This is a genomic window from Halomonas sp. KAO (assembly GCF_015595025.1).
Classification (GTDB): domain Bacteria; phylum Pseudomonadota; class Gammaproteobacteria; order Pseudomonadales; family Halomonadaceae; genus Halomonas.
Genome location: NZ_JADNRL010000026.1, coordinates 440,463 through 452,849, shown reverse-complemented (window position 1 = coordinate 452,849; position 12,387 = coordinate 440,463). Strand labels below are relative to the sequence as shown.

Here is a 12,387-nt window from a genome sequence, read left to right as displayed (position 1 = left end):
CCTCCAACGGCTTTCTGGGGCATCGCAAGGGAGGCCAGGCGATGGCCACCATCGTCGCCTGTGGAGGGTTCAGCGCCATCTGCGGTTCGAGCCTGGCCACCTGTGCCACCATGGGGCGCGTGGCGATGCCACAGATGCGCAAGTATGGCTACAAGGACTCCCTGGCCTCTGCTTCCATCGCCGCCGGCGGTACTCTGGGCATCCTGATCCCGCCCAGCGTGATGTTGGTGATCTACGGCATCTTGACCGAGACGAGCATCCGCGAGCTGTTCGCCGCTGGCTTTATTCCCGGCATCCTGGGCATCTTCCTCTATCTGGGGGCGGTGAAGTGGGTGCTGTGGCGCGATCCGGAGGCGGGTCCGGCGGCACAGAAGGTGCCGTGGCCGGAGCGCATCGCCGCGCTGAAGAGCGTGGGCAGCACGCTGGCGCTGTTCGTGCTGGTGATCGGCGGTATCTACCTGGGTATCTTCACCCCCACCGAGGCCGCCGGCATCGGGGCCATGGGGGCGTTTCTGATCGCCCTGATGCGTCGCTCGCTGTCGCCACGCGTGCTGATGAACGTACTGATGGACACGGTGCGAACCACGGCCATGCTCTTTGCGGTGGTGCTGACGGCACTGATCTTCGCCAACTTCATCAACCGGGCCGGGCTGCCCAATGATCTGCTGGCGCTGGTCAGCGGCATGAACGTGGCACCCTTCGTGGTGATTCTGACGATCATCGCCATCTACGTGGTGCTGGGCTGTGTGTTCGAGAGCATGTCGATGTTGCTGTTGACGGTGCCGGTCTTCTTCCCGGTGGTCGCGGGGCTCGGCTACGACCTGGTGTGGTTCGGCATCCTGGTGGTGATCGTGATCGAGATCAGCCTGATCACGCCGCCGGTGGGAATGAACGTCTTCGTGCTGCGGGCGGTGCTGCCGGACGTGGCGACGGGAACGATCTTCCGCGGTGTGACGCCGTTCTGGGTGGCGGGCACGCTTCGCGCCTTGCTGGTGCTGCTGTTGCCGGGCATTGTGCTCTTCCTTCCCGATCTGCTCTATTGATTAGCTGAGACGTCGAAGCAATAGTAGAAGCAGATACATAAAATACTTTGTTAAATAATTTTTAGTATCAAGAGCCACCCTGATTTGACGTCAGTCAAATCAGGGTGGCTCCCGTTGCGCTATCCTGAAAGTGAGCAGTAAGTGTTACGAAACGAGGAGAGCGAAAATGGAAAGATTGTCTGATTATATCCAAGGGGAACGCGTGGTTCGTGAGCTTCGGTACCATGCTCCGGAGGCCCTGGAAGAGATGCTCTGTGACCTGACGCAGCCTTTGAGCATGCCGCTGGAGAGGGCCATGGGGCGGACCATCGATGACAATCGGGTGCCAGCCTTCAAGCCCTCAGAGGTATTGATGCCGGCGATGATGAAGACCTTCGAGGTGATTCCAGACGCCATTGCTCATGATGAACTGATGTCATTGGAATCTGCCTGCAATCGCTGCGAAGTGGCCGGTCATTGCTGGAAGGCAATGCGGGCTGGTGCCGGTATTGAGGCGTGTCGTGGCTTCTGTCCGAACGCTGAGAGCTTTATGGCTCATGGCCCGGAGGAAGCTGAGGCAGCGATAGAGTGAGAAGTGGGATGTGGTGCTTGGCTGCTCGGATTGAGTCCGTCGTAGCATCAGGGAGCCGCGTGAGAGCAATGAGGCCGGGTGCTGTGCTTATTATCGCTTGAATTCAGGTGCTTGAATGTAGAGTGTGAGGACGTAGCGGGTGCTTTTATGCCGGTATCGGCATAAAAGCACCCGCTTTGCGTGGGATGGTGTCAGGTTCGGGCCTGCTGCCTATCAGCAGTCAGGCCTCATCACCGATATCGAGGGCTTACTGCTGTTTGGCGACCAGCGTCAGAATGTCATAGCTGGCAACCAACTCGTCATGCTGATTGGTAACCGCGACATCCCACATGACTACGCCCTGGGGATGTCCTTCAGGGGAGGTACGGCCCTGGTCGATCTTGCGCTTGCATGTCAGACGGGCGCGGATGGTGTCACCGGCGGCTACCGGAGTGATAAAGCGCAGGGTGTCCAGGCCATAGTTGGCCAGGACGGGGCCTTCACCCGGGTAGATGAACAAGCCAGCAGCTGCGGATAGCACGAAGTAGCCGTGAGCGATGCGCTGCTTGAACTGGGTCTTTTGCGCGGCGATTTCATCGAAGTGCATATAGAAATGGTCGCCGGAAAGACAGCCGAAGTTGACGATGTCCGCTTCGGTAACGGTGCGGCGATGAGTCAGCAGGGATTCGCCGACCTGCAGAGTATCGAAGTGACGACGGAATGGGTGGACATCGCTCTCGATCACTTCGGCGCCACGCACATACTCACGTGTAACGGCAGCTACCATGGTCGGTGAGCCCTGAATGGCGGTGCGCTGTAGGTAGTGATGCACAGCGCGCATGCCGCCCAGTTCCTCGCCACCGCCGGCGCGGCCTGGGCCGCCGTGCTTGAGCATGGGGAGGGGGGAGCCGTGACCCGTGGATTCTTTCGATGCCTGAGCATCCAGAATCTGCAGGCGACCATGCTGGGCGGCGAGGACCGGTATCATCTGTGCAGCGATAGCGGGGTCCTTGGTGGTGAGGGTAGTCACCAGGCTGCCCTTGCCCTTGGCGGCGATAGCGAGGGCCTCATCGATACCGTTATAGGGCATGAGGGTAGCCACCGGGCCGAAGGCCTCGATGTCGTGGGCGCCGCCATCATCCATGGGGGCGCGGTTGATCAGCAGGTGGGGGGCGATAAAGGCACCGTTTTCCACGCCTTCACCCACGGGCTTGAGGTCTTCGGTCTTGCCGTAGGCGCACTCGCTGGATTCCAGAAGGCGGTCGATCGCATCATTGACGTCCTGAAGCTGACTCTGTGAGGCAAGGGCTCCCAGCCGAACACCTTCCTCTGCCGGGTTACCGTAACTGATCCTGCTCAGGCGCTCCTTGAGCCGCTCGGTCAAGGCGTCCAGATGTTCCGCTGGCACTAGAACCCGGCGAATGGCGGTACACTTCTGGCCGGCCTTGGCGATCATCTCCTTTACGACTTCCTTGGCGAAGATGTCGAATTCTTCATCTTGCGGTGTGACGTCCGGGGCCATGATGGCGCTGTTGAGGGAGTCCGCTTCGGCATTGAAGGGGATGCTCCTGGCCATGATATTGGGGTGATTCCTCAGCTTCAGGGCGGTGCTGGCGGAGCCGGTGAAGGTGACAAAGTCCTGTTCATTCAGGTGGTCCAGCAGGTCACCGGTGCCGCCGATGATAAGCTGCAGAGCACCCTCGGGAAGCAGACCGGAGTCATGCATAAGCCGCACTGTCGCTTCGGTGAGGTAGCTGGTGGCGGTCGCTGGCTTGAAAATGCACGGCATACCCGCCAGGAATGCCGGGGCAAACTTCTCCAGCATGCCCCAGATGGGGAAGTTGAAGGCGTTGATATGTACCGAGACACCGCGACGCGGTACGAGGATATGGGTGCCGTTGAAGTGATTATCCTTGCCTAGCTGGGTTACCGGACCTTCGTGAGCCACATTTCCGGAAGGCAGCTCCTTGCGGCCCATGGAGGCGTAGCTAAACAGGGTGCTGAAACCGCCGTCGATGTCGATGCCGGAGTCCGCCTGCGTGCATCCGGTATGATAAGAAATAGCGTACAGTTCCTTCTTGCGCTCCTGAATATAAATAGCCAGCTCTTTGAGGATTGCTGCGCGCTGTTGAAAATCCAGTGTCAGTAGATTTTTTACACCAGTTCTTCTTCCGTATTCGACGGCTTGTGCAAAGTCGATGACTTCTTCATGGGTATGGGCAATGATGTCGCCATTGATGGCACTGGGCAGTGCCTTGGCTGGTGTTTCACCCAGCCACTGGCCGGCAATATAACTTTGAAGGACTGACATTAAATGTTCTCCCAGTAAAAAAGTGTTGACCGGTGACGACAAGATTCGTCACCGTAGCCAGAACATGGTATGGGGCGAAGCGAGCGGGATAAGTGGCTTGGACGAATATCAGCGCTGATCGAAGTCGAGAGTCACTTCATCGGTGAGGGGGTGAGCCTGGCAGCTCAGCACATAGCCAGCTTCGATTTCGTGTTTCTCGAGTCCATGAGCCACGTCCATGTCGACCTCGCCCACAATCAGCTTGCACTTGCAGGTGGAGCAGACCCCGGCCTTGCATGAGTAAGGAAGATCCATGCCGTTGGCGATCCCGGCATCGAGAATATTCTCACCTACTGTCGCCAGGTCGAACATGACCGAGCGTCCATCCGCAACCACGGTGACCTTGCTGGTCTTCTCCTCGCCGTACTCCTCGATACGCTGTTGCGCCTTGGCGAGCATCTTCTCGGAATCTGCCGCGGAGTTCGCGAACAGCTCATAGTGGATCTGCTCATTGCTCAGGCCTTCGAGACGAAAACCATGTGAGACCTCAGACATCATGGCTTCAGGGCCACAGATAAAGGCTTCATCGGTATTCTTGATATCGATAAGGCCACTTTTTTGTAGTGCATAGCCTTTCTTGTTATCGATGATACCGTTAAGAAGATCCGCCCCCTGGTCCTCGTAGTTCATTACATTGATCCACTGAAACCGGCCCAAGTGACGGTTCTTTACGAAGCTTAGTTCATCCTTGAACATAACCGAGCTGCTACGGCGGTTTCCGTAAATCAATGTCACTCTGCTGTTTGGCTCGGTGTCAAGCACTGACTTGATGATAGAGAGAGTTGGTGTGATGCCTGACCCCGCTGCTATGCACATGTAGTTCTTGGCGTTTTCAGGGTCCAGCTGTGTATAAAACGTACCCTGTGGCGGCATGACATCAACTTCCATACCACGCTTGAAATGGTCATTGGCGTAGTTGGAAAACCTTCCATTCTTGACGCGCTTGATGCCAACTCTCATATGACCATCATTGATACCGGAACAGATAGAGTAGGAGCGACGTACTTCCTCTCCGTCGATCCAGGTCCGCAGAGTCAGAAATTGTCCCTGAATGAAATCGAATGTAGCTTTCAGCTCCTCGGGGACATCGAAGGTCACGCAGATGGCGGTATCTGTCTCCGGCTGGACGTCGGCGATTCTCAGCGTATAGAAGTTCGTGTCAGACATCACGTAGCCTATATTGTCTTGAAATAGTCAAAAGTTTCCTTGCATGCTTGGCACTGGAACAGGGCCTTGCATGCGGTGGAGCCAAATTCGCTGAGGAGCCTTGTGTCACGCGAGCTACAGTGCGGGCAAATGGCATGAGCGTCGGGTGTCAAGCCATCTTCGGTTATATCAGCATCTTCTGGCGGAGCGACACCATAATTGCGCAGGTTGCGACGCCCCTCCGGCGACATCCACTCGGAGCTCCACGCGGGTGATAGCTGTACTTTTACTTCAAGGCTTTCATACCCCTTGGCGTTCAGTGCGGCTTCGATGTCTTCGGTAATGGTATTGATCGCCGGACAGCCGGAGTAAGTTGGCGTAATGGTAACGATAATATGCTCACCATGACGCTCAATATCACGCAAGATACCCAGGTCCCAGATGCTCAGTACCGGTATTTCGGGATCCTTGACCTCGTCAAGCAGGTCCCAGAGCTCTTTTACCTCGGAGCTGCTACGCTGCTGTAACCGATGGTACTGTTCCTCCGGCATTAACGATATTTCGCTCATAACAAATCACCCAATATACTTGACTACCATTGGCAGCCAGGATAGGAGCGGTGCACGAATTGCATCTCTGTCAGCAGGTGACCCAGATTTTCGGTGTGGTAGCCGATACGTCCACCGCGCACTGCCCAGCCATCTTCCGGCACTTCGAGGGTCGCTTCCGTGAGGATGCTGCTAACCTGCCTGAGCCACTCGTCGCGTAGCTTGGTGGTATCAACTCCGATATCGTTGTCGGCCAGGACGCTCTCGGTTTCATCCATCTCGAACATCTCGTGGGTATAACCCCAGAGGCTGTCGACCGCCTTCTGTGCGCGCTGATGGCTCTCCTCGGTGCCGTCTCCAAGACGCAGTACCCAGTCGCGGCTGCGGCGCAGGTGATACCGGGTCTCCTTGATGGCCTTGGCTGCGATGGCTGCCAGGGTATCGTCCTTGGAGTCCATCAGCTCGGGCAGTACCAGGCTGTAGTAGACGTCCACAAAGAGCTGTCGAACCTGTGAGTAGGCGAAGTCGCCGCGGGGCATCTCCATCAGCAGTAGATTGCGGTACTGACGGTCGTCGCGCATGTAGGCAAAGTCGTCCTCTGTGCGCCCATCACTGGCCAGCTCCGCTGCATAGCCGAAGAACATGCGGGCGCGACCGACATAGTCCAGTGCCACGTTGGCATAGGCGATGTCCTCTTCGAGGAAAGGTCCGCGACTTACCCACTCCGAAATCCTGTGCCCCAGAACGATGGAGTCATCGCCTAGGCGGGTTGTGTACTCTAGAGTGGCACTCTTGATGTCATTGCTCATTACGCTATCTCCGCTTGTTTACATGTTGTTGACGGCATCGGGGAGTTCGTAATAAGTCGCGTGCCGATAGGGCTTGTCATCGTTGGGGTCGAAGAAGTCTTCTGCATCGTCTTCCTGAGATGCGCAAATATCCGACGACTTGACTACCCAGATGCTGACGCCTTCACTGCGTCGCGTATAGACATCACGAGCATACTCGAGTGCCTGGGCATGGTCTTCGGAATGCAGGCTGCCGACATGTTTATGATCAAGCCCGCGCTTAGAGCGAATAAAGACTTCGAAAAGTTCCAGAGCGTTGTCTTTCATGGTCATTTCTCCTTAAGCGGCCTTGGTTTTCTTTGCCTGCTTTTTGGCATTATAGGCAGCTAGAGCCTCACGGACCCAGGCACCCTCTTCGTGAGCCTGAATATGATGCTCAAGGCGCTGACGATTACAGTGGCCATTACCAGCAATTACGTTGTAGAACTCTTCCCAGTCGATTTCACCGCTATCATAGTGGCCGCGCTCTTCATTCCACTTTAGATCCTTGTCGGGGTGCTCGAGACCGAGAAATTCAATCTGTGACGCGGTTTGATCGATGAACTTCTGGCGAAGGTCATCGTTTGTTTCACGCTTGATTTTCCATTCCATGGACTTCGCGGAATGAGCAGACTCTGAATCGTGAGGACCGAACATCATCAATGCGGGCCAGTAGAAGCGGTTCAGGGAGTCCTGAGCCATTGCCTTCTGTTCCGGAGTACCATTGACCAGCGACAACATGATGTCGTAACCCTGGCGCTGGTGAAAACTCTCCTCCTTGCAGATACGAATCATGCCGCGCGAGTAGGGCCCGTAGGAGGTGCGCTGCAGGGATACCTGGTTGACGATGGCTGCCCCATCGACCAGCCAGCCGATGGCACCCATGTCACCCCAGGTCAAAGCAGGGTAGTTGAAGATCGAAGCGTATTTCGCCTTGCCACTCTGTAGCGCCTCGATCATCTCCTCACGAGTAGTCCCCAGGGTCTCCGCCGCGCTGTAGAGGTAGAGTCCATGCCCCGCCTCATCCTGGATCTTCGAGAGCAGGATTGCCTTGCGACGCAGGGAGGGCGCGCGGGTCAAGAAGTTCCCTTCCGGCTGCATGCCGATGACTTCGGAGTGGGCATGCTGAGAAATCTGGCGAATCAGGTTCTTGCGATACTTTTCGGGCATCCAGTCCTTGGGCTCGATCTTCTCTTCAGCATTGATCTTGTCCATGAACTGCTGTTCTTGAAGAGATACCTGCTTTTCATAGGACATCTTTATACTCTCCAGTAATGGGTTGAGCCTGGGTTGCCTGGCTGTTCCCACAGCATAGCAGGTCGGCTCAAAAAGCGATACGCAAATTGGCTTGTCTGGTATTAAAGTTGTATCACCATATGGTTATCGCAGGTCTTTCACACGCTTGGCCTTGCCTACCGAGCGCATGACCTCTTCCACGCTGCAGACATCGACCTTGCTGCTGATGCCTACATAGGTCTTGATAGCGTGCTGCAGGTGTCCAGCCAGCTGCTCGCAGGCCACTGGGTCGCGGGCGACATCGTTGTTGCAAGCCTCGACCCGTACGCGGACCATGTCCATGTTGCCTTGGCGTGTCACTTCGATCTCATAGTGTGGGGAGAGTTGTTCGATCTTGAGCAGCTGTTCCTCGATCTGTGTCGGGAAGACATTGACCCCGCGAATGATCAGCATGTCGTCGCTGCGGCCGGTAATCTTGTCGATACGACGCATGGGGCGTGCGGTGCCTGGCAACAAGCGGGTCAGGTCACGGGTGCGGTAGCGGATCACCGGCAGCGCTTCCTTGGTCAGGGTGGTGAAGACCAGTTCGCCATACTCGCCGTCGGGAAGCAGTTCGCCGCTGATGGGATCGATGATCTCGGGGTAGAAGTGATCCTCCCAGATGGTCGGGCCGTCCTTGGTTTCCAGGCACTCCATGCCAACGCCCGGCCCCATTACCTCCGACAGACCGTAAATATCCAAAGCATCGATACCCAAGCGCTGTTCGAGGGAGAGACGCATGTCATTGGTCCAGGGCTCGGCGCCAAAGATGCCGGTCCGCAGTGGCAGTTTGTGCGGATCGATACCTTGCCGCTCCATCTCATCGGCAATGTTGAGCATGTAAGATGGAGTCACCATGATGATTTCTGGCTGAAAGTCACGTATCAGCTGCACCTGCTTCTCGGTCTGACCACCAGACATTGGAATTACCGCGCAGCCCAGTCGTTCGGCGCCATAATGGGCACCGAGTCCGCCTGTGAACAAACCATATCCGTAGGCCACATGTACCTTGTCGTTACGGCTGCCGCCGGCTGCGCGGATGGAGCGAGCGACAACATCGGCCCAGATATCGATGTCATTCTGTGTATATCCCACCACGGTAGGCTGGCCGGTGGTGCCACTGGAGGCGTGAATTCGTACGATATCGCTCATCGGTGTGGCGTACATGCCGAAGGGGTAGTTGTCCCGCAGGTCAGCCTTGGTAGTGAAGGGGAGTTTGCCGAGATCCTCGATACTCTTGATGTCTTCGGGGTGCACGCCGGCACTGTCAAAGGACTGGCGATAGAAGTCCACATTGTCGTAGGCGTGCTTCAGGCTCCACTGCAGGCGCTTGAGCTGAGTACTGCGTAGCTCGTCGATGCTGGCAGTTTCCAGATGGTCGAGGTTAGCGGTGTCGATGGGCTTGACGGTCTGTTTCATGGGAGCTCCGGTCGCAGGGGTTGTTGTAATGTGCGCTTAAAGGCGTTCGATGATCAGGGCGATACCTTGACCCACGCCAATGCACATGGTGCAAAGCGCATAGTGTCCCTGCCGGCGTTCGAGTTCATGCAGGGCGGTGGTTACTAGACGAGCACCGCTCATGCCCAGCGGATGGCCCAGGGCAATGGCACCGCCGTTGGGATTGACGTGCTCAGCGTCGTCGGGGAGGCCGAGGTCACGGGTCACCGCCAGAGCCTGGGCAGCGAAGGCTTCGTTGAGCTCGATCACGTCCATCTGTTCGAGGGTCAGACCGGTCTGGGCGAGCACCTTGCGGCTGGCCGGAGCCGGGCCGAAGCCCATGATGCGGGGCTCGACGCCGGCAGTCGCCATGCCAACCACTCGGGCTCGGGGCTTGAGAGCGAAGCGCTCGGTCTGTTCGGGCGAGGCCAGCAGCAGGGCGCAGGCACCGTCGTTGACACCGGAGGCATTGCCGGCGGTGACGCTGCCACCCTCGCGGAATGGCGTGGGTAACTTGGCCAGCTGTTCCAGGGTGGTCGACGCACGTGGGTGCTCATCAGTATCGACGACCAGGGGCTCCTGCTTACGGCGCGGGACCTCGACGGGGACGATCTCCTCGGCCAGGCGACCGGCCTGCATGGCGGCGGCGGTGCGCTGCTGACTGCGCAGGGCGAAGGCGTCCTGGTCCTCGCGGGAGATATTGAACTGCTCGGCCACGTTCTCGGCGGTTTCCGGCATGGAGTCGATGCCGAACTGGGTCTTCATCTGGCGATTGACGAAACGCCAGCCGATGGTGGTGTCGTGGATCTCGGCGCTGCGTGAGTAAGCCTTTTCGGCCTTGCCCATCACGAACGGGGCTCGAGACATGGACTCGACGCCACCGGCGATCATCAAGCCTGCCTCACCCGCCTTGATGGTGCGGGCAGCATTGCCGATAGCATCCATGCCGGAGCCACACAGACGATTGAGGGTGGTGCCTGGGACTTGCACCGGCAGCCCGGCAAGCAGTGCCGACATGCGAGCCACGTTGCGGTTGTCCTCACCGGCCTGGTTGGCGCAGCCATAGAAGAGATCGTCCACCTGGGACCAATCCACCGAAGAGTTACGCTCCATCAAGGCCCGCATGGGTACGGCGCCCAGGTCGTCGGCCCGCACCGGGGAGAGGACGCCACCATAGCGGCCGATGGGGGTGCGGATGGCATCGATGATATAGGCGTCTTTCATTGGGTCTCTCCAGCGGCGGTGTCTTCCAGGCGGCGTACGGTGCCGCGGATCTTGTAGGAGCGGCCGCGAAACAGGGCGACCTCCTGGTCGTGCTGATTGCGCACGGTGATGTCGTAGATGCCGGTGCGCCCGCCTCGGCTGCGCTCCTCGGCGGTGGCGGTAAGGGTGTCGCCCAGCTGGCCGGGGCCTAGATAGTCGATGCTGCAGCCCGAAGCCACGGTGGCTTCATCATAGGTATTGCAGGCGAAGGCAAAGGCGGAGTCGGCCAGGGCGAAGATAAAGCCGCCGTGACAATTGCCGTGCCCTTGCACCATGTCCTGGCGTACGGTCATGGTAATCACGGCCCGGCCGGGTGCTACGCTCACGATGCGCATGCCCAGGCCCTGGCTGGCGCCGTCGCGAGAGAACATGGCGTCGGCACAGGCTTCCGCCAGCTGCTGGGGGCTCAGTTCACTTTTATTCATGGAAGCAGCTCCCGGCCAGGGCCTGGCGGCGTAGCAGGAAGGAGGCGCGATAGCGCTCCTCACCGTAACTCTGCTGCAGGTGGCTCAGGGTGCGGTGCACGAAGTCGAGTCCCAGGCCGTCGGCCCAGGCCAGCGGTCCACGGGGATAGTTAAGGCCGGCCTGCATGGCGCGGTCGCAGTCCTGGGCGCTGCACACCCCTTGCAGTACGGCGTCGGCGGCCTCGTTGGCCAGCATGGCCACGGTGCGCAGCACTACCAGGCCGGGGGTATCGGTCAGCCAGCAGACCTCCATGCCCAGGCGCTGGAAGAGTGCCGTGGCCAGGTCGTGACTCTCGGCATCGACGCCAGGGCTTGCCGCCAGGGCGATGGCGCTGGCGCTGTTGTAGTCAAGGCAGAGGTCGAACAGGACCAGGGCCTCGAGACCCTCGTCACAGGCGCGTTCGGTGGCGCAGCGACCATCGCTCAGGGCCAGCGTCAGGCCGCCGAGGCGCAGGCGAGGCTGGCCGGAGATGCTCTCGCGGCGAACGATCTCGAGTCCTGCCTGCTCGGCGCGGGTCACCAGCGGGGCGATATTGCCCGCCTGGCCCTCGATGATCAGCGGCGGCAGGTCGGCTTCTACCGGTGAGGCAGCATTGGGGACAGCGCTCTCGGCGCCTTCTCGATAGTCGTAGAACCCCTGGCCACTCTTGCGGCCCAGTCGGCCGGCTTCGACCAGCGCCTGCTGCACCAGTGAAGGCTCGAAGCGGGTGTCGCCGTAGTAGGCGTCGAATACCGAGCGGGTCACGGCGTAGTTGACGTCGTGGCCGATCAGGTCCATCAGCTCGAAGGGGCCCATGCGAAAGCCGCCGGCCTGGCGCAGCAGGGCATCCAAGGTGGCAGGGGTCGCGGCACCCTCCTGCATCAGGCGTAGCCCCTCGGCGTAGAAGGGGCGCGCCACCCGGTTGACGATGAAGCCTGGGGTGGAGCTGGCGTGGACCGGTACCTTGCCCCAGGCCTCGGCGGTGGCGTAGAGGGTCTCGGCGACTTCGGCTTCGGTAGCCAGCCCCGAGATCACCTCGACCAGTTTCATGACCGGCGCGGGGTTGAAGAAGTGCATACCCGCCAACCGCTCGGGGCGCTCCAGGCCGGCGGCGATGGAGGTGATCGACAGCGAGGAGGTGTTGCTGGTCAGCAGGGTTTCGGGGCCACACACTGACTCGAGCTCGGCGAAGACCTGGCGCTTGACCTCGAGACTCTCGACGATCGCCTCGATTACCAGTCGGCTATCGGCCAGCTCGGCAAGAGTGGCGGCCGGTGTCATGCGCGCGATAATTGTCTCCACGTCATCCTGGGCCATCTTGCCTCGGGCCACACGCTTCTCGAGCTGGTGGCGCACGCCGTCTATACCGGACTGAGCTGCTCCTTCACGATTGTCATGGAGGCGCACCGGATGACCAGCCTGGGCAGCCACCTGGGCTATGCCGGCGCCCATGGCGCCAGCACCGATCACGGCGATAATGTCGCTGGGTGCGAGGGCTGGCATT

The 12,387-nt window shown here is 59.1% G+C and carries 12 protein-coding genes; 2 read left to right on the top strand and 10 right to left on the bottom strand.

What is annotated here, in order from left to right:
• Both IOC61_RS15855 and IOC61_RS15850 read left to right on the top strand, forming a co-directional pair.
• Positions 1 to 1,043 (top strand): TRAP transporter large permease (locus IOC61_RS15855; RefSeq protein ID WP_195689692.1); only part of this gene is annotated, 1,043 nt, incomplete at its 5' end.
• 166 nt (positions 1,044 to 1,209) lie between these two features.
• Positions 1,210 to 1,614: a hypothetical protein gene (locus IOC61_RS15850; RefSeq protein ID WP_195689691.1), complete on the top strand. Its 405-nt coding sequence runs from the start codon at positions 1,210 to 1,212 to the stop codon at positions 1,612 to 1,614.
• A 247-nt stretch (positions 1,615 to 1,861) separates the two neighbouring features.
• Here the strand turns inward: IOC61_RS15850 and paaZ are convergent, their stop codons facing one another.
• The 10 genes from paaZ to paaH form a co-directional block, all read right to left on the bottom strand.
• Positions 1,862 to 3,904: a phenylacetic acid degradation bifunctional protein PaaZ gene (gene paaZ, locus IOC61_RS15845; protein WP_195689690.1), complete on the bottom strand. Its 2,043-nt coding sequence runs from the start codon at positions 3,902 to 3,904 to the stop codon at positions 1,862 to 1,864.
• A gap of 108 nt (positions 3,905 to 4,012) precedes the next feature.
• Positions 4,013 to 5,110 carry a 1,2-phenylacetyl-CoA epoxidase subunit PaaE gene (gene paaE, locus IOC61_RS15840; protein ID WP_195689689.1) on the bottom strand — a complete coding sequence of 366 codons (1,098 nt, stop codon included), beginning with the start codon at positions 5,108 to 5,110 and terminating at the stop codon, positions 4,013 to 4,015.
• Between the two features lie 8 nt (positions 5,111 to 5,118).
• On the bottom strand, positions 5,119 to 5,658 hold the full coding sequence (gene paaD, locus IOC61_RS15835) for a 1,2-phenylacetyl-CoA epoxidase subunit PaaD (RefSeq protein ID WP_195689688.1): 540 nt from the start codon (positions 5,656 to 5,658) through the stop codon (positions 5,119 to 5,121).
• 23 nt (positions 5,659 to 5,681) lie between these two features.
• Positions 5,682 to 6,446 carry a 1,2-phenylacetyl-CoA epoxidase subunit PaaC gene (paaC, locus tag IOC61_RS15830; protein ID WP_195689687.1) on the bottom strand — a complete coding sequence of 255 codons (765 nt, stop codon included), beginning with the start codon at positions 6,444 to 6,446 and terminating at the stop codon, positions 5,682 to 5,684.
• An 18-nt stretch (positions 6,447 to 6,464) separates the two neighbouring features.
• The gene (paaB, locus tag IOC61_RS15825) at positions 6,465 to 6,752 is read right to left on the bottom strand and encodes a 1,2-phenylacetyl-CoA epoxidase subunit PaaB (protein ID WP_229333176.1); all 288 of its coding nucleotides are present in this window, start codon (positions 6,750 to 6,752) and stop codon (positions 6,465 to 6,467) included.
• Positions 6,753 to 6,764: 12 nt separating this feature from the next.
• Positions 6,765 to 7,721, bottom strand: a complete 957-nt coding sequence (gene paaA, locus IOC61_RS15820; RefSeq protein WP_195689685.1) for a 1,2-phenylacetyl-CoA epoxidase subunit PaaA — start codon at positions 7,719 to 7,721, stop codon at positions 6,765 to 6,767.
• Positions 7,722 to 7,844: 123 nt separating this feature from the next.
• Positions 7,845 to 9,158 carry a phenylacetate--CoA ligase PaaK gene (gene paaK, locus IOC61_RS15815; protein ID WP_195689684.1) on the bottom strand — a complete coding sequence of 438 codons (1,314 nt, stop codon included), beginning with the start codon at positions 9,156 to 9,158 and terminating at the stop codon, positions 7,845 to 7,847.
• A gap of 36 nt (positions 9,159 to 9,194) precedes the next feature.
• Positions 9,195 to 10,400, bottom strand: a complete 1,206-nt coding sequence (gene pcaF, locus IOC61_RS15810) for a 3-oxoadipyl-CoA thiolase (RefSeq protein ID WP_195689683.1) — start codon at positions 10,398 to 10,400, stop codon at positions 9,195 to 9,197.
• Positions 10,397 to 10,864 carry a hydroxyphenylacetyl-CoA thioesterase PaaI gene (gene paaI / locus IOC61_RS15805; RefSeq protein WP_195689682.1) on the bottom strand — a complete coding sequence of 156 codons (468 nt, stop codon included), beginning with the start codon at positions 10,862 to 10,864 and terminating at the stop codon, positions 10,397 to 10,399. The genes pcaF and paaI overlap by 4 nt, the downstream gene beginning before the upstream one ends.
• Positions 10,857 to 12,386: a 3-hydroxyacyl-CoA dehydrogenase PaaH gene (paaH, locus tag IOC61_RS15800; RefSeq protein ID WP_195689681.1), complete on the bottom strand. Its 1,530-nt coding sequence runs from the start codon at positions 12,384 to 12,386 to the stop codon at positions 10,857 to 10,859. The genes paaI and paaH overlap by 8 nt, the downstream gene beginning before the upstream one ends.
• Between the last annotated feature and the right edge of the window lies 1 nt (position 12,387).